General features: G+C 65.9%; 14 protein-coding genes. 9 read left to right on the top strand and 5 right to left on the bottom strand.

Going from position 1 to position 17,075, the window contains the following annotated elements:
* Positions 1–13: 13 nt before the first annotated feature.
* The 6 genes from J2808_RS05830 to J2808_RS05805 all read left to right on the top strand — a co-directional run bounded on the left by J2808_RS05830 (position 14) and on the right by J2808_RS05805 (position 7,561).
* The gene (locus J2808_RS05830; protein ID WP_397427991.1) at positions 14–1,423 is read left to right on the top strand and encodes an acyltransferase; all 1,410 of its coding nucleotides are present in this window, start codon (positions 14–16) and stop codon (positions 1,421–1,423) included.
* A complete protein-coding gene (locus J2808_RS05825) occupies positions 1,420–1,749 on the top strand; it encodes a GNAT family N-acetyltransferase (RefSeq protein WP_309813034.1) in 330 nt (109 codons plus the stop codon). Before J2808_RS05830 ends, J2808_RS05825 begins: the two co-directional genes overlap by 4 nt.
* A gap of 292 nt (positions 1,750–2,041) precedes the next feature.
* On the top strand, positions 2,042–3,685 hold the full coding sequence (locus J2808_RS05820; RefSeq protein ID WP_397427990.1) for a pyridoxal phosphate-dependent decarboxylase family protein: 1,644 nt from the start codon (positions 2,042–2,044) through the stop codon (positions 3,683–3,685).
* Positions 3,682–5,079 carry a lysine N(6)-hydroxylase/L-ornithine N(5)-oxygenase family protein gene (locus J2808_RS05815; RefSeq protein WP_309813031.1) on the top strand — a complete coding sequence of 466 codons (1,398 nt, stop codon included), beginning with the start codon at positions 3,682–3,684 and terminating at the stop codon, positions 5,077–5,079. Before J2808_RS05820 ends, J2808_RS05815 begins: the two co-directional genes overlap by 4 nt.
* Complete coding sequence (locus J2808_RS05810; RefSeq protein WP_309813028.1) at positions 5,076–5,669, top strand: GNAT family N-acetyltransferase; 594 nt, start codon at positions 5,076–5,078, stop codon at positions 5,667–5,669. Before J2808_RS05815 ends, J2808_RS05810 begins: the two co-directional genes overlap by 4 nt.
* Before the next feature lie 29 nt (positions 5,670–5,698).
* Positions 5,699–7,561: an IucA/IucC family protein gene (locus tag J2808_RS05805; protein ID WP_309814187.1), complete on the top strand. Its 1,863-nt coding sequence runs from the start codon at positions 5,699–5,701 to the stop codon at positions 7,559–7,561.
* A 54-nt stretch (positions 7,562–7,615) separates the two neighbouring features.
* Here J2808_RS05805 and J2808_RS05800 read toward each other — a convergent pair whose 3' ends face one another.
* Positions 7,616–8,818, bottom strand: a complete 1,203-nt coding sequence (locus J2808_RS05800) for an RNA polymerase sigma factor (protein WP_309813025.1) — start codon at positions 8,816–8,818, stop codon at positions 7,616–7,618.
* Positions 8,819–8,883: 65 nt separating this feature from the next.
* On the bottom strand, positions 8,884–9,303 hold the full coding sequence (locus J2808_RS05795) for a YciI family protein (protein ID WP_309814184.1): 420 nt from the start codon (positions 9,301–9,303) through the stop codon (positions 8,884–8,886).
* A gap of 330 nt (positions 9,304–9,633) precedes the next feature.
* Between J2808_RS05795 and J2808_RS05790 the strand changes: the two genes are divergently transcribed.
* Positions 9,634–10,398, top strand: a complete 765-nt coding sequence (locus J2808_RS05790; protein ID WP_309813021.1) for an SDR family NAD(P)-dependent oxidoreductase — start codon at positions 9,634–9,636, stop codon at positions 10,396–10,398.
* 10 nt (positions 10,399–10,408) lie between these two features.
* Here the strand turns inward: J2808_RS05790 and J2808_RS05785 are convergent, their stop codons facing one another.
* Positions 10,409–11,476, bottom strand: coding sequence for an FUSC family protein (locus tag J2808_RS05785; protein WP_309813017.1), 1,068 nt, complete (start codon positions 11,474–11,476; stop codon positions 10,409–10,411).
* 193 nt (positions 11,477–11,669) lie between these two features.
* Positions 11,670–13,295 (bottom strand): MFS transporter, encoded by a 1,626-nt coding sequence (locus tag J2808_RS05780; RefSeq protein ID WP_309813014.1) that lies wholly within the window; start codon positions 13,293–13,295, stop codon positions 11,670–11,672.
* Between the two features lie 488 nt (positions 13,296–13,783).
* Here J2808_RS05780 and J2808_RS05775 point away from each other — a divergent pair, with 488 nt between their 5' ends.
* Together J2808_RS05775 and J2808_RS05770 are read left to right on the top strand one after the other, a co-directional pair.
* Positions 13,784–13,996 (top strand): hypothetical protein, encoded by a 213-nt coding sequence (locus J2808_RS05775; RefSeq protein ID WP_309813009.1) that lies wholly within the window; start codon positions 13,784–13,786, stop codon positions 13,994–13,996.
* Positions 13,997–14,142: 146 nt separating this feature from the next.
* The gene (locus J2808_RS05770) at positions 14,143–14,403 is read left to right on the top strand and encodes a hypothetical protein (RefSeq protein WP_309813007.1); all 261 of its coding nucleotides are present in this window, start codon (positions 14,143–14,145) and stop codon (positions 14,401–14,403) included.
* Between the two features lie 128 nt (positions 14,404–14,531).
* Here J2808_RS05770 and J2808_RS05765 read toward each other — a convergent pair whose 3' ends face one another.
* Entirely contained in the window at positions 14,532–17,063 is a 2,532-nt protein-coding gene (locus J2808_RS05765) for an ATP-dependent DNA ligase (RefSeq protein ID WP_309813004.1), read from the bottom strand.
* Positions 17,064–17,075: the final 12 nt, after the last annotated feature.

The following is a 17,075-nucleotide window of genomic DNA, read 5'->3' as shown; positions in this document are numbered from 1 at the left end:
GTAGGGACTGCATATGAGTGGTGTGAGGGAGGTCGGGCCGGACCCGCAGCCGGGTCCGGGGACGGGGCTTGTGCCTGCCCCGCAAGGGCCGGCCAAGGACCGTGACCTGGTCATCGACCTGGTCCGGTTCGTTTGCCTGGTCCTGGTGGTGGTGAGCCATTGCATGATGGTCAGCCCTGTCCTGCACGCCGACGGCACCGTGACCTCGGAAAACACGCTGGGGGACCAACCCTGGTTTGAGCCGGTCATCTGGATCTTTATGGTGATGCCGCTGTTTTTCGTGACAGGCGGGACCACGGGCCTGCAATCCTGGCGGCGGCTCAAGGCGAACGGCGGCACCGGTTTCGAGTTCGCCCAGGCCCGGCTGCTGAGGCTTGTCCGGCCGGCAGCAGCGCTCCTGGCGGTGATGTTCCTGGGGCTGTGGGCCGCGCTCCTGGTGGGTGTGGATCCGCAAGTAATCCAGCTGTTGGCCACCGGCGCAGGCATGCCGCTCTGGTTCCTCGCGGCGTACCTGGCAACCCAGTTGAACATTCCGCTGCTTGCCCGGTTCCATGCCCGCGCGCCCTGGCTGACGGTCACCGGGTTGGCTGCTTTGGTGGTTGCTGTCGACTGCTTCCGCGGAGCCCTGCCGCTGCTCGCCTACGCGAATTTGGTGTTCCTGTGGTGCGCTGTGCAGCAATTGGGCTTCCTGATGGCGGACGGCCATGCCGCCAGGCTCACCCGCTCCGGCCTGGTTGGACTGATTGTGGCAGCCAACCTGCTGCTGGGCGTGGTCACAGGCCTGGGCCTCTACTCGGGAAACATGCTGGTCAACCTCAACCCGCCCAACCTCTGCCTGCTCCTCCTTGGCGTCTCCCAAGCCGCCGCGCTCCAGCTTTTGCGGCCGGGGCTCGGCTGGGTATCGGGGGTGCGCTGGGTCCGGGCGATGGTAATGATGGCCGGACGCCGTTCTATGACCGTGTACTTGTGGCACCTGCCGTTGCTGGCGGCCATGTCCGGGTTGCTGCTCCTCACCGACTTCCCCAAACCCGCCGCCGGCACCGCCGCATGGTGGTGGGCGCGCCCGCTGGTCCTCCTCGGCGTGGTTACCCTGCTGCTGCCCGTGCTGGCCGCCTTCGGGCGCCTGGAGGAACGTCCGACGGCGTCTGGCCACATGCGCGGCCGGCCCGCCGCCGCGGTGGTGACGGCCGCCGTCGTCGTCTTTATCCCGGTGGCGGACGCCGCGTTCAACGGCCTGACGCTGGGACTGCTCGGAGGGGGCGCGGCATGCTTTGTGCTGGCCATCCTGCTGCTGGGCAGAATGCCGGAACGTGCCACCGGCGATGCGCAGTCCGATGCGCAGTCCGACGCGCCGTCTGAACGCCGGCGCGGGGCGGACGGGCCATTGCCAGCGGGGCCGAGTAGTGCCAATGTCGAACCATGACTGAGAACATGGTTTCCACCGAGGATAAGTTCAGCCCCGACGTTTCACTGGCCCGGGATGATGTGCATCACTGCTACGAACTTAGGGTGGGCGGCAAGATCGCCGTCCAGTCCTTTTTCGATGACCGGCCCGGACACGTGGACTTCAGCCACACCGAGACCGCCGAGGAATTCAAGGGCCAGGGGCTGGGGAAGGTCCTCGCCCACTTCGCCCTGGACGACGTTGTGGCGTCGGGGAAGCGGATCATCCCGCATTGCCCGTTCATTGCCGGGTACCTCCGCCAGCACGAAGGCTACGAGCAGCACATCGACTGGCCTGAAGACTAGGGCAGCGCCGTAGACCTCCAACTAACCGCAACGCGGGGTCACTTCCGGCCCAATATTCGTGGTGGATTGGGCCGGAAGTGACCCCGCGTTGCTTAGTTCTGGCCAGCGGCGAGGGGGTATTCTGCACCTGTTTCCCGTTGCAGGCCAGTCAATGACGCGCTGACAAGCCCAAAAATACGGGTATTTACGCAGTTCAGGATAAATAGGTCACTAAAGTTTGACGAAAAGGCTTCCCTAAGTAAGGCTTACCTTGCTTTAGACAATCCCCCGTGTCGAACTAAGGATGACCAACGTGCCCCTGCTGCCCCGTGTTGATGAGATAGAAGTAGATGGAAATCGGTTAACCGAAGGCCTGCCCGGGCAGGACTTCGGTTCCCGGGTGGAGCTTGCCCTCGCGGCCTCCAACCATCTGTTCAATTCCAGAAACTCCACCCGCTACGTGGCGCAGGTGCTGCAGGGCGTCAACGTCGTCGCCACCAAACTGGACCGGACCACCCAGCCGTTCACCGGCGTCGGGCCTGCTGAAATGAAGGCACGCATCGGCGCTGTGGACCTTGACCGGCCGCTGCCGGATACGGCTGCCGCCCTGGAAGAACTCGAGTCCGTCTACCTCCGCGATGCCATCTACTTCCACGACGCCAAGTATGCGGCGCACCTGAACTGCCCGGTGGTGATTCCCGCGCTGGTGGGCGAGGCCATCCTCTCCGCCGTGAACTCCTCGATGGACACCTGGGACCAGAGCGCGGGTGCCACCATGATCGAGCGCCGGCTCATCGACTGGACCGCCGGGCGGCTGCAGCTGGGGGCTGCAGCCGACGGCGTATTCACCTCCGGTGGCAGCCAGTCCAACCTGCAGGCACTGCTGATCGCCCGCAACCACGCTGTTGCCGGCCTGCGGCAGGAGCCGGCCAATGGCGGGCTCCGGCTGCCCGCCCTGCTGGACCGGCTGCGCATCTTCACCTCCGCGGACAGCCACTTCAGCATCCAGAAGTCGGCGTCCATGCTGGGGATGGGCTTCGACGCCGTCATCTCCGTCCCCTGCGCGGCAGACCACAGGATGGACCCTGCCGCGCTCGCGGAAGCCATGGCGGAAGCGCACGACGCCGGACTGGTGCCGATGGCCGTGGTGGCCACCGCCGGCACCACCGACTTCGGCGCGGTGGACCCCCTCGCAGAGCTCGCCGCACTCGCCCGCGCCTATGGCGCCTGGTTCCACATCGACGCAGCCTACGGCGGCGGGCTCATGGTGTCGAACCGCTACCGCCACCTGCTGGACGGGACGCGGCTGGCCGATTCCGTCACCGTGGACTTCCATAAGACCTTCTTCCAGCCCGTCAGCTCCAGCGCCCTGCTGGTCCGGGACCGAGCCATGCTGCAGCACGTCACCTACTACGCGGACTACCTCAACCCGGAAAGCGCCGCCCTGGCCGAGATCCCCAACCAGGTGGACAAGAGCATCCAGACCACGCGCCGCTTCGACGCGCTCAAGCTCTGGCTGACCCTGCGCATCATGGGCGCGGACGCCATCGGCGCCCTGTTTGACGAGGCGATCGACCTCACCGCCCGCGTGGGATCCGTGCTGGCGGCCGACGGCGACTTTGAGCTTGCCGCCGAACCGCAGCTCAGCACGTTGGTCTTCCGGTACCGGCCGGTTATCTCCGGCGTGGTGGCCGGCGCTGATGCCGGTCCCGCCGACGCCCTCGGCCGGCTTTCCGAGGACGCGGCCGACACGCTCAACCCGGCCATCCGCGCCGCCGTCTTCGCCTCCGGCAAGGCAGTGGTGGCGGGCACCAAGGTGGCCGGCAGGCACTACCTGAAGTTCACCCTCCTCAACGCCGAGGCAACCCTTGAAGACATCAGCGAGATCATCGAACTGCTGCGCCGTACCGGTGCGCAGCTGCTGGCCAGCGACAGTGCCAGCGAGGTGTCCGCATGAGCACCCCTGACTTGGGCACCCCCACAGAACCGCGCATCTACGACTTCGCCGGGATCGGCGTCGGGCCCTTCAACCTGGGTCTCGCCGCGCTCAGCGAACCGGTGGACGGGCTGGACGGCGTCTTCCTGGAACAGCGGGATTCATTCGACTGGCACCCCGGCATGATGCTGGAACCGGCCCACTTGCAGGTGCCGTTTATGGCCGACCTGGTGACACTGGCCGATCCCACCTCGCCGTACTCGTTCCTTAACTTCCTCAAGCAGACCGGGCGGCTCTACCGCTTCTATATCCGCGAAAACTTCTATCCGCTGCGCGCCGAGTACAACCAGTACTGCCAATGGGTGGCCGGGCAACTGCGGTCCGTCCGTTTTAGCACGGCCGTGCAGGATGTAACGTACGACGCCGGCGTGTACCGGCTTTCGGTGGAAGGTCCTGAGGGGCCGGAGGTACTGTTGGCGCGGCGCCTGGTGCTGGGCACCGGAACTGCGCCCTATGTCCCGGCTGCCTGTGACGGCATAGTCGGGGCCGCGGCCGGCGGCCGTGGGGGACTCGTCCTCCACAACGCCGACTACCTGTCGAGGAAGAGTGAGCTGCAGTCCAGGCGCAGCATCACCATCGTGGGCAGCGGCCAGAGCGCGGCCGAAATCTACTACGAACTCCTGCAGGACATTGACACGTACGGGTACCAGCTGAACTGGGTCACGCGGTCCGGCCGGTTCTTCCCGCTGGAGTACACCAAGCTCACGCTGGAAATGACTTCGCCTGAATATGTGGACTACTTTCACGGACTGCCGCAGGACCAGCGCGACGGACTCATCAAGGGCCAGAAGAACCTCTACAAGGGCATCAACTCCGAGCTCATCGATACCATCTACGATCTGCTCTACACCAAGAGCCTCTCCGGCATGGTGGACACCCAGCTCCTCACGCACTCATCGCTGACGGGTGCTTCCTGGGATCAGGCCGCCGGCTCCCACACCCTGCAGCTCCGGCATGAGGAACAGGGCGCCGACTACACGCTCGACTCCGAGGCCGTGGTGCTGGCCACCGGCTACACGTACCGGGAGCCTGGCCTCCTGGCCGGGATCCAGGGCAGGATCGCCCGGGACTCCGCGGGCCGGTTCGCCGTGGCACGCAACTACAGCACCGGCGTCGAACCCGGCGAGATCTTCGTCCAGAACGCCGAACTGCACACCCATGGCTTTGTCACCCCGGACCTGGGCATGGCGGCGTACCGCAACTCGTGCATCCTGCGCGAAATCACCGGCCGCGAGGTCTACCCGGTGGAGCGCAGCATCGCGTTCCAGCAGTTTGGTGCGCCGGAAAGTAGCCCTGCTGCTTTCCCGGCGGCGGCGGATACTGTCCCCACGCGGAAAGCGGAGGTGCCGGCGTGAGCTTCACCTTCCGCTGTGTTGACGCCGTGGCCGATGCACCGCTCCTCCACAGCTGGGTGACCCAGCCCTATGCCGCTTTCTGGGGCATGCAGTCCGCCACAGTTGAGGCGGTTGTGGAGGAGTACTCGAAAATCCAGGCGACGGGTCACCACCATGCCGTCTTCGGGCTCGACGGCGGCGTCCCCGCCTTCCTGATGGAGGAATACCTGCCGTCCGCCTCCCCGCTGGCCGCGGCCTACGCGGTGCATCCCGGCGATATCGGCATGCACCTGCTGGTGGCGCCGCCGCCGGGCGCCCCCAAACCGGGGTACACCGCCGCGGTGATGGACGCGGTCCTGGAACGGCTGTTCCTGGACCCGGGCGTGGAGCGCGTCGTGGTGGAACCGGACGCCAGGAACTCCAAGATCCATGTCCTCAATGAGCGGCTGGGCTTCCAGCCGGCAGGGATCATCACCCTGCGGGACAAGGAAGCGCTGCTCAGTTTCTGCACGCGCTCGGACTATCACGCAGCCCGCGCGGCGCTGCACCAGCACCTTTCCTTCCCGACTCACCACATTTCCCACCCGATCCACCAGGGAGCCACACTGTGACCACCGTTGAGACTCTCACCAGCGCTGAGCTGGACTCCGGCGCCGCCAACACCGCCGGCACGACTAACTCCGTCCCGCACCTCGCGCCGGAACGCTGGGCCGTGGCCAACCGCCACCTGGTCCGCAAGGCGCTCGCGGAGTTCCTGCACGAACGCATCCTGACCCCGCAGCGGCTGGGCTCCGGCGCAGGCCATGCCCCGGAGGACCCAGCCGAGCCCGCAGCCTATGTGGTCCGCAGCGACGACGGCTCCACCGCATACTCGTTCACCGCCCGCGTCCTGGAGTTGGAGCACTGGTCCGTGGACGCTGCCTCCATCCGCTGCACCCGGAACGGCGAGGATGGTGCGCCCGACGCCCTGCTCTTCATCACGGAATTCCGCGACACCCTGGGGATCCGCGAGGAGATGCTTCCCGTCTATCTCGAAGAGATCAGCAGCACCCTGGCCGGGCACTCCTACAAGCAGTGGCTGGGGCAGCCGTCCTCCCAGGAGCTCGCAGCAGGAGTGACCGGCGGCGCGGATGCTGCCGCCGATTTCCAGGCCATTGAGCGCAGCATGACGGAGGGCCATCCGTGTTTTGTGGCCAACAACGGCAGGCTGGGCTTCGGCATCAGTGACTACCGGGCATTTGCCCCGGAGACCGGTGCACCCGTCCGCTTGGAATGGATCGGAGTGCACCGCAGCAAGGCGGTCTTCACCGCCAGCGCCGGCTTGGACTACCGCACGCACCTTGAGTCCGAGCTCGGCGCCGCTGCATTGCTGTCCTTCGACGCGGAGTTCAGTGCCCAGGGCGTGGACCCCGATGAGTACTTTCTCATGCCCGTCCATCCCTGGCAGTGGGAAAACAAGCTGACCGTGACCTTCGCAGCTGAAATCGCGCAGCAGCACATCGTCCACCTGGGGACGGGCGAGGACAGCTACCAGGCACAGCAGTCCATCCGCACGTTCTTCAATACAAGCGACCCGGACAGGAGCTATGTCAAAACCGCCATGTCCGTCCTCAATATGGGCTTTATGCGGGGGCTATCGCCGCAATACATGAAGGCTACGCCTGCCATCAATGACTGGCTCCAGGGGCTGATCCTGTGCGACGAAGCCCTGCAGAAACGCGGCCTGGCCATGATCAGCGAGATCGCGGCCATTGGCTACCACAACGGCTACTACGAGGCCGCCTCCGCCAAGGGTTCGCCGTATCGGAAGATGCTGTCCGCCCTGTGGCGGGAAAGTCCGCTCCCGTTGCTGAGGGATGGCCAGCAGCTGGCCACCATGGCCTCGCTGCTGCACGTCGATTCGACAGGCAAACCGATGGTGTCCGCCCTGATCGAGCGCTCCGGGCTGGAACCTGTCGAGTGGCTCAACCGCTACTTCGAGGCCTACCTCGTCCCGCTGGTCCACTGCCTGTACCAGTACGAACTGGCGTTTATGCCGCACGGCGAGAACGTGATCCTGGTGCTGGAGGACGGCGTGCCAGTCCAGGCCATCATGAAGGACATCGCCGAGGAAATCGTGGTGATGGGGGACCGGCTGGACCTGCCCGAGGACGTTGCCCGGATCAAGGCCGACATCCCCGATGGCGAGAAGGTCCTGGCCATCTTCACCGACGTGTTCGACTGCATCTTCCGGTTCCTTGGCGCACTGCTGGTGGAGGACGGGAAGCTCAGCGAAGACGAGTTCTGGGGTACAGCGGCCGCGGCCATCCGGGACTACCAGGCGGAGCACCCCGGGCTGGCCGAGCAGTTCGCCCGCCATGACCTGTTCGCGCCGGACTTTGAGCTGTCGTGCCTGAACCGGCTCCAGCTGCGGAACAACCAGCAGATGCTGGACCTCACGGACCCGTCGGGCGGGCTGCAGATGGCCGGCCGGCTGGCCAACCCGCTCGCCAGGTTCGCCTAGCGTCGGAAACCGGCGGCGGGGCCGTGCGGGCTCCGGCGGCTGGTTCAGTCAAGGTCAGCTGAGCCCGTCCACCTTCCGCTCCAGCGCAGCCCGTTCGGCGGCGTTTCCGCACAGCGTCACGGCCGCAAGAAGCGCAGACCGCGCGTCTTCACGCCGGCCCAGCCGGGCGAGCAGCTCGCCGCGGACGGAGGGGAGCAGGTGCGAGCCTGCCAGCTCACCGCGCGCCGCGATCGCGTCCACCACTTTCAGGCCCTGCGCCGGACCGGACGCCATCGCCACCGCGACGGCACGGTTCAGCTCGACGATGGGGGACGGTGCCAGCCGGCCGAGGGCTTCGTACAGGATGACAATCCGCTGCCAGTCCGTCCCGGCGACGGACGGCGCCACCGCGTGGCACTCGGCGATGGACGCCTGGAGCCCGTAAGCCCCCAGCCCGCGTCCGGACCCCGCCGCCCGGGCGAGGGCCGCACGTCCGCGCCTGATCGCCGACCGGTCCCACCGCCGTCGGTCCTGGTCCTCGAGCAGCACCGGCTGGCCGGACGCGTCGAGCCGGGCAGGGAACCGCGCGGCGGTCAGTTCCAACAGTGCCACCAGCCCGAATACCTCAGGTTCCGGCGAGATCCGGACCAGTACCCGGGCCAGGCGGCGGGCTTCGCCGGCCAGGTCCGTGCGGATCCAGTCCTCACCACCGGATGCGAACGAGCCCTCCGTGAAGATCAGGTAGATGACCTGAAGCACCGAGCCGAGCCGTTCGGCCAGCTGGTCCGGTTCGGGCACCGCGAATGGCACCTGTGCGGCGGCCAGCGTCTTCTTGGCGCGCGTGATGCGGGCTTGGATGGTGGCCACCGGAACCAGGAAGGCCCTGGCGATTTCGTTGCTGCCCAGTCCGGCGACCACCCGCAGCGTCAACGCGAGCCTGGCTTCCCTGGACAAGACCGGGTGGCAGGAGATGAACATCAGGGACAGGACGTCGTCGTCGATCGCAGCGGGGTTGAACAGTGAGTCCGCTCCGGGTTCCTCCGCCGAGAGGTCGCGCGCCAGGAGGGCGTACTTTTCATCCCTGGCGGCCCGCCGCCGGAACGTGTCAATTGCCCGACGGCGGCCCGTGGTGAGCAGCCATCCGGCCGGTTCGGCGGGGACCCCGTTGACGGACCAGGAGACCAGTGCCTCTGCGAGCGCCTCCTGCGCGAGATCCTCGGCCAGCGGGAAGTCACCCGTGTAGCGGGCCAGGGCGCCGACGATGCGGGCAGACTCCATCCGCCACACAGCCTCGACGGCGCCCCTCGCCGCGGTGGAACCCACAGCCGGTCAGGGCTGCCCGGTCAGAGCTGGCCGGTTTGCTCGCGCCAGGCACGCTCTTTCTGGATCCATTCGTTGTCCTGCGGGAACTCATCGATGGTGGGCACCCGGCGGATCTCGGTCTTGGTGCCGGCCGTCATCGGTGCCCGCTTGGCCCACTCGATGGCTTCCTCCTTCGAAGCAACGTCCAGCAGGTAGAAGCCGTTGAACAGCTCCTTCGTTTCCCCATACGGGCCATCGGTGACCACGGGCTGCTCACCGGTGAAGTCCACCACGACGCCCTCCTGAGGGTCGTCCAGGCCTTCGGCTGCCAGCAGGACACCTGCGTGGATCAGTTCGTCGTTGAACTTGCCCATCGCGTTCATGGCCTCGGCGAAGTCGACGTCATTGAACTTCGCGAGGGACTCGTCGGTTGCCCGCATGATCAGCATGTACTTGGCCATCACAATCATCTCCTTGGTGGTGGAAGGTCGCCCTTCGACCTTCTCATCCACAGGTCGAACGGCGCGAGGCCGGATCGACAGGAACCGAAGAATTTCTTCCCCTTTCTGCGCAGACCGTCCCTCTGGACCGCGATGGGAGGCGGGGATCCATGATCGGCACAGAGGGCGTCCCCGGCGGGTTGCACGGCGGTGACCAGGGGGCCGTACCTTACCTGTTCTTTCGGGTGGACGACCTGGACGCAGCCCTGGCCCGTCGGCCTGTACCAACCCCCTGTGCCGTAATTTCTCCAGGCTTCTGAACCTCGCGGCCAACCCGGCTAGTCTGGGCGCATGAACACACCCACCACCGCCCTCATTACCGGTGCCAGCGCAGGGCTGGGTGCCGAGTTCGCCCGGCAGCTGGCTGCCCGGGGCCACCATCTGGTGCTGGTGGCCCGTGATCGGGCCCGTCTCGAACAGACGGCGGCGGACCTGGAACAGCGGTACGGAACCACGGCCGAGGTGCTGCCCGCAGACCTGACGGACGACGCCGGAGTGGCCGCCGTCGTCGGACGTCTCACCGACGCCACGCGGCCGGTAGGCATCCTGGTGAACAATGCGGGCAGCAGCCTCCTGCGTGACTTCGAACAGAACAGCGTCGAGGACGAGAAGGAGCAGCTTCGGCTGCACTGCTCGGCGCCACTGGAACTGATCCATGCCGTGGTGCCCGGAATGCTGGAGCGCGGTGCAGGCCGGATCATCAACGTGTCGAGTATTGCGGCGTTCCTTCCGCGCGGCTCGTACGCTGCCGCGAAGGCCTGGCTGCTGAGCTTCAGCCGTTGGGCCCACTTGGCCTACGCGGCGCGCGGAGTGACGGTCACGGCGGTGTGCCCAGGCCTGACACATACCGAGTTCCACGACAGGATGGGCATGGACAAGGCCGTGGCCCCGCCCTGGGCGTGGCTGAGTGCCGAGCGCGTGGTGCGTGAATGCCTGGCGGACAACCTCCGTGGCAGGGCCACCTCCATCCCCTCGAAGCGCTACAAGGCGGTAGCGGTTGCCGCGCGGGTGCTGCCGGACCGGCTGCTCACCGGACCGGCGCGCAGACCGAAGTAGCGCGAACCGACTAGTGCCGGATCGCGCGCTGCTGGACTACCCGTTGCCGCACGGCCACTACCACCAGGATCCCCACCACAGCGCCCACGAAGGTTTCCACGCCGCGTTCCAGGATCAGCACGGAGGGGTCGATCGGCGCCGCGAGCTGCGTCATCAGCAGGATGACGGGCGTGAAGGAGACCATCGCCAGCCCGTAATGCCGGGTCATGAACAGCTCCGTGGTGAACTGGAAAACGATGACCAGAATGGCCAGGACCACCACCTGGTGGGCGGCAAAGAACGGTGCCAGCGACCACGGCGCCGGAACAAGAACGACGGCGGTGACCGCCAATCCGAGGAAGGTCCCCACGATCCGGTGGATCCCCCGCCGCACCCGGCTGGGGAGGTCCGCCCCGGCCAGGGGGACTGCCGCGGCTGCCATGGCCCAGTGCGGATGGCCGCTGCCGCTGAGCACCCCTATGGAGCCGGCGAGGCCCACAGCAAGCGCGTATCTGGCCGCATGAACCGCTGCGGCGCGCCTGGCGGTGCCGCTGAGCGTCACAACATCGCGTTCCGCGCCGCGCTGCCACGACCTGCCTCGGACCCAGCCGCCGAAGCCCACCGCGATGGAGAATGCTGCGGCGCCTGCTGCGATCGAAAGTGCAACGTACCAGGAGACGGGGACAGGCGCGGAGGCGCAGGCACCCAGGGCCAGGATGCCAAAGAACGGGCCGTTGGGTTTGAGATTTACCCGGTCCGAGTAAACGGAGCCAATTCCGGCCAACACCGCTTCAACGGCAACGAGCCACCAGGAGTGAAGGTGGTTCACGGACAGGAAGATGCCCACGGCCACTCCGCCCACGAGCACCAGGGCTGCCTGGGACTGGTGCCGGAGCCTGAGCTGGTGCGGTTCTGACCGGCCGTACATCCCGGTCAGCGCGCCGAAAACCGCATAGATGATCAGGTCTTCCCGGCCCAGGAGCAAGAGAATGAGCGACGGGACGGCCACGCTGGTGGCTACGCGGAGGGCTGCCAGATGGTCGTTGTTGGCGGGTTCCAACCGATGGAGGGCGCGGACCTGGCGCAGGACGGACTTCACGCGGCTACACCACCTGTCATTAGTTGGTGCCCCGGAGCCGGGGCCTTCAGAGATTATCTCCCGGCGTCAGTGCGGCCGGGCACGGCTAAGGCCCGCCCCGTGTGCTTCCCTCAGAGGGAAACGCGCGGGACGGGCCTTTGAGCGCGGGCTACAAGACGGCCCGGACAGGCCGGTTTGTTGTTCGGGGTGTTGCTTAGACTCCGGCCGGAACCTTCTCGGCCGAATCCTTGGCGGCCGAAGCATCCGTGATGTCCTGGGTTTCGAACGGCATATCGTCCAGGTCGATCAGCGGATTCTCGTCCTGGGTGGCCACCAGTTCCTTGGCCTCAGCCTGGGTGTCCACGCTGGGCATGGAGCCGGGCAGCGGACGCTGGGCTGATTCCTTCAGGAAGTAGATGGCCACGGCTCCGATGGCTGAGGTCGCCATGAGGTAGTAGGCCGGCATCATGTCATCGCCGGTCGCCGTGATCAGCGCGGCAACGATGAACGGGGTGGTGCCGCCGAAGATGGCAACGGCAAAGTTGTAGGCGATACCCATGGCGCTGTACCTGTTGGCCGTCGGGAACTGCGCGGGCAACGCCGAGGCGAGGTTCGCAACGTAGAACGTCACGGGGAAGGCGATCAGCGAGAGGCCTGCCAGCGTGGACCAGACGGATCCGATGCCGATCAGCAGGAACGCCGGCGTTGCCAGCACCACGGTGCTGATGGCGCCGATCCACAGGACCGGCCGGCGGCCGATGCGGTCAGAAAGCTTGCCGGTCAGCGGGATGCACAAGGCCATAACCACCAGCACGGGGATGGTCAGGAGCGTTCCGTGGACGGGATCGTAGCCCTTGGACTCCGTGAGGTACGTCGGCATGTAAGACGTCAGTGCGTAGCCCGCGGTGTTGGCAGCGGCCACCAGGATCATGGCCACGATGAGCGAGCGCCAATAGGCCTTCACGATTCCCACCGGACTCTTGGCAGCGTCCACGTCGGCTGCTGCGTTGGCCTGCCCGATGGATTCCTGGGCATCCAGGGTGGCCTGGAACTGGGGGGATTCCTCGATCTTGTTCCGGAAGTAGATGGCAACCAGGCCCAACGGACCAGCGATCAGGAACGGTATCCGCCAGCCCCATTCCTCCATGGCCGTCTGGCCAAGGGTCAACTGCAGGACAGAAACCAGGGCCGCGCCCAAGGCGAAGCCAAGATAGCTGCCCATGTCCAGGAAGCTTGCGAAGAATCCACGGCGCTTATCCGGGGCGTATTCGCTCACGAAGGTGGTGGCGCCGGCGTATTCACCGCCGGTGGAGAAGCCCTGCACGAGCTTCAGGACTACCAGGAGCGCAGCGGCCCAGATGCCGATCTGTGCGTAGCCGGGCAGCAGCCCGACGGCGAACGTGCTCGCAGCCATAATCATCAGTGTTGCGGCGAGTACCTTCTGGCGGCCGATCTTGTCGCCGAGCCAGCCGAACACAACGCCGCCCAAGGGACGGGCAATGAAGGTGGCGGCGAACGTCCCCAGCAGGAACAGCGTCTGGACGGACTTGTCGGCCTCTGGAAGGAAGACCGGCCCCATGGTGGTGATCAGGTAGCCGAACACGCCGACATCGAACCATTCCATGGTGTTACCCACGATGGTCCCGCCGAGTGCTTTCTTCAGCATGGGTTGGTTGACGACATTCACGTCGGACTCCTTGAGCCGGCGACGTGCAAGAATTTTCGGTTTGCGTGTCGCTGAAGGACCCGCTGATGGTGCGTTTGTTGGTACTGCATTGTTGGTTCCGCTGGCGTTGTTCACGCCTGCTGAAGAGTCGGTCGTGCTTCGGTCTGTGGGCATTTGGGCAACTCCTGTGGAGGTCATTTGCTTGCGACTTGTAGCTGCCCCGCTCTGGGCAGGCCTTCAATTTTACGCGAATTCCGTGGCAATCGAGAGCCTGATGCCGTAGGATCACGCTTTTGGGGTCGTTTTTGACCGCTTCCCGATAATTTCTTTTTGCCGGTTTCGCCGCGCCATCACAGGGATCCCGGCCACGTGGGGTCATCGTTACGTAATCTTTTTCTTCCGGACCCCAGTCTCATGTCTTTGAGCGCCCCGTACTGCCCTGAAAGTGACGGCCGTTACGGGATGCCGGCGAGTGTCCGGCGGTGCGGCGGGCCTCCGGCAGGGGGTTCACAACGGCGGCTCACACTGCCTATTGTTGTGCCATGGGAACACTGATTTTTGAGTAGGGGGACGCCTGCGGCCCGGTATCTGCGTGATACATCCGGCCCCGTCCTTCCCGAGCTCCTCAGACATGCTGACCCTCCTCAGAAAGGTTCCACCTCATGACTGACAAGAACACCTCCGACCAACCCGATTCTTCGTCCGAAGCCTCCGAAGCCAAAGGCATCAGGGCCGGGCTGACCGAAGCGCAGCGGGCGATGCTTGCCAGCAAGTCCCGGGGCGGCGATTCCGGGCTGCAGAGTGTCGGCAAGAACCACAAGCCCACGCATGTCAGCGGCAAGCAGGGGCCGGCCGAGAAGAAGGTCCGCTGGTAGCCGCAGCACGCTGACAACAGCAACCGTCGGATACCAGCGTCGGATAGACACAGCGCCGGACCCAGCGACCGGGTGGCTCAAGCATCCGGATAGATATTCCAGACCGATCTATTGGTGACTTCATTTCATTGCGGAAAGGAAGAAAAATGGCTAAGCAAAATGCTGGAGCAAAGATCAAACCGGAGGTAGCGGACCATCTCGCGGCCGCTATGGATACGCAGTCCATGCCAGGGCCAGCCACCATCGCCGTGACCACGGCCATGGCAGGCGAACAGCACTGGCCGGACGGAAACGGCAAACGCCGGCACCCCAAAGAACGGGATTCCGGCCACAGCCAGGTGGGCAACGGGGCAGCCGTCACCGCGGTGCACCGCACCGGCCGCCCGCAGATGCCGCACTCATCGTGACGAGACGCATCTGAACCCACGACACAATAAATACCTGGCGACACCCGTATACGTATGGGGGTCGCCAGGTATTTTCTGTGTCGTAGGGGATTAGACGCGTCGCCAGGCCAGGCCGTGCTACCCCCCGGCTATGCCTCCGGCACTACTTCGTCCGCGTTCTTGTCCAGCCGCCAGCCCCGCCACACGGGATGCCTGAGCTTCCCGGCACCTGTCCACTCGCCGAAGGTCACTTCGCCCACCAGCCGCGGTGTGACCCAGTGGGCGTCCGAGGCATCCTCCCGTGGCACGTCGTCGAACGGTGAGGTCTTGCGGGCCAGGTCGTCCACTTTCTGCCGGAGTTCCTCCAGCTCGCGCGTGCTGAATCCGCTGCCCACCCTGCCGACGTACCGGAGCCTGGTGCCGTCGGGGATGCCCACCAGCAGCGAACCCACCGAGCCCTGCCGCCCGCCCTTGCCGGGCCGCCAGCCGCCCACCACAACCTCCTGGGTCTGCTCCAGCTTGATCTTGATCCAGGTCCGCGTCCGCTGCCCGCTGACATACCGGCTGTCCGTCCGCTTGGCCATCACGCCTTCAAGCCCCAGTTCCTGCGTGCTCTCCAGGATGTGCTCGATCTTTTCGTCCAGGACGGGCGACAACTCCACGGGGCAGTCCGAGGGCCGGTAGAACTCTTCAAGACGCTGCCGCCGCTTGCCAAATGGCAGCCGGCGAAGGTCCTCGCCGGCGTCGGCCAGCAGGTCAAAAAGCATCAGCCGGACCGGGATGACAGTGCGGGCCTTCGCGACGTCGCCGGCCCGGGTCAGCTTCATGCGTCCCTGGAGCACGCCGAAGTCGGGTTTCCCGGAAGGCCCGACGGCGAAGATCTCGCCGTCTGCGATGAACGCCCCGTCCGGCCAGCAGGCGCGGTCCGTCAGCTCCGGGTAGGTCGCGGTGACATCGTTCCCATTCCGGCTGATGAGGCGGACCTTCGTCCCGTCGGCGACGATGAGCGCCCGGACCCCGTCCCACTTGAGCTCGAACTGCCAGTCGCTGCCTTGCAGGTCGGCCGCGGTGCCCGCGGTCGCCATCATGGGGCGGAAATCCTCGGCACGGAGGGGTGCAGCCGGTTTCGTGATGGTCGGTTCTTGCTGTTCTTTCTGTACTGGCCCATCCTCAGGCGCACCATCCTGCGCTGACTCTTCCTCTGCCGCATCGTCGGCGTCCGGCTCGTCCTCAGGCACAGCTCTCCGTGGATGAAAAGTATGGTGGTCCTTGTCCATCAGGTGGATGAGCCACTGACCTTCAGCATCCTTCCCCTGGCCGCGGCCGGTGTGGATCAGAGCGAACTTCTTCGTGCCGCCCAGGCCGCCGCCCTCGGAACCCGTCAGCGTCGCGATGACCTCGCGCCCGTTGATCCACTTTTCCAATTCGTAGGTGCCGTGATCCCAGATGGTGACTTCGCCGGCACCGTACTGCCCTTTGGGGATGGTGCCCTCAAACCTGGCGTAGTCCAGGGGATGGTCCTCGGTCTGGACCGCCAGGTGGTTCTTGCCGCCGGATTCCGGGACACCTTTCGGCAGCGCCCACGACACAAGCACCCCCTCGTGCTCCAGCCGGAAATCGAAGTGCAGCCTGCTGGCGTGGTGCTCCTGGATCACAAACGTGTCCCCGCTTCCGGAGACGCCGGAGAACGGTTCGGGCGTCGCATTAGGATCGCGCATCGAGCGGTACCGCTCCAGCCGCTGGTGCGCACCGCCGTCGTGCGTTACCTGTTCAGGGCTCCCGGGATGCCCGCCACCGTGCTCGACGGTGGCGAAAGGGTCCTTGCCGTCCTTCACCCGGCGCATTACAGCTTTGTAGTCGAGGTGCTTGAGGTTGGGGGAGCTGAGCTCCCGCCAGGTCCGCGGCGCGGCCACCGTGGGGGCGTGCCTGCCGCGGAGCGAATACGGCACGATGGTTGTCTTGGCAGCGCTGTTCTGGCTCCAGTCCACCAGCACCTTGCCCTTGCGCAGGGTCTTCTTCATGTCGCTGACGGCGAGGTCCGGGTGGTCAGCTTCCAGGGCGCGGGCCAGCTCGTGGGCGAACGCCGAGATCTGGTCGGAGGTCTGGGACCCGTCCAGGCCTGCGTAGAGGTGGATGCCTTTGCTGCCGCTGGTCACCGGCACAGGTTCCAGGCCGATGTCCTGCAGGATGCTGCGGGCCAGGAACGCCACCTCCACACATTCGGCCAGGCCTGCGCCCACGCCGGGGTCCAGGTCCAGCACCAGGCGGTCCGGATTCAGCTGGCGGCCGTGCGAGTCCACCTGCCACTGGGGCACATGGATTTCCAGCGAGTTGATCTGGCCGAACCACGTGAGGGTGGCGGGATCGTTGACCAGCGGGTAGAAAATCGTCCGCTCCTTGTGCGTGATGGCGGCGCGCGGCAGCCAGCCCGGCGCCGAATCCTCGAGGTTCTTCTGGAAAAACACCTCGCCGGGCTGCTCCGCGGTGCCCACGCCGTTGACCCAGCGCTTCCGGGTAGCGGGCCGGTTCGCTGCCGCAGGAATGAGGACATGGGCCACGGCGGCGTAATACGCCAAGACGTCCGCCTTGGTGGTGCCCGTCTCCGGATAGATGATTTTGTCCAGGTTGGTGAGGGTCAGTTCCCGCCCGGCTACCCGGACACGCTCCTTAGCCCCGGCCAAGGGTCTTCACCT

It is taken from the genome of Pseudarthrobacter sulfonivorans, from assembly GCF_031454915.1.
GTDB classification, from domain to species: Bacteria; Actinomycetota; Actinomycetes; order Actinomycetales; family Micrococcaceae; genus Arthrobacter; species Arthrobacter sulfonivorans_C.
This window is presented reverse-complemented; position numbering and strand designations above follow the sequence as displayed.

Bases quoted from the DNA above. Each gene is read 5' to 3' on its own strand.
- J2808_RS05830 (WP_397427991.1), top strand. From the start codon at position 14: ATGAGTGGTGTGAGGGAGGTCGGGCCGGACCCGCAGCCGGGTCCGGGG.
- J2808_RS05825 (WP_309813034.1), top strand. From the start codon at position 1,420: ATGACTGAGAACATGGTTTCCACCGAGGATAAGTTCAGCCCCGACGTT.
- J2808_RS05815 (WP_309813031.1), top strand. From the start codon at position 3,682: ATGAGCACCCCTGACTTGGGCACCCCCACAGAACCGCGCATCTACGAC.
- J2808_RS05800 (WP_309813025.1), bottom strand. From the start codon at position 8,818: ATGGAGTCTGCCCGCATCGTCGGCGCCCTGGCCCGCTACACGGGTGAC.
- J2808_RS05795 (WP_309814184.1), bottom strand. From the start codon at position 9,303: ATGGCCAAGTACATGCTGATCATGCGGGCAACCGACGAGTCCCTCGCG.
- J2808_RS05790 (WP_309813021.1), top strand. From the start codon at position 9,634: ATGAACACACCCACCACCGCCCTCATTACCGGTGCCAGCGCAGGGCTG.
- J2808_RS05780 (WP_309813014.1), bottom strand. From the start codon at position 13,295: ATGCCCACAGACCGAAGCACGACCGACTCTTCAGCAGGCGTGAACAAC.
- J2808_RS05775 (WP_309813009.1), top strand. From the start codon at position 13,784: ATGACTGACAAGAACACCTCCGACCAACCCGATTCTTCGTCCGAAGCC.
- J2808_RS05770 (WP_309813007.1), top strand. From the start codon at position 14,143: ATGGCTAAGCAAAATGCTGGAGCAAAGATCAAACCGGAGGTAGCGGAC.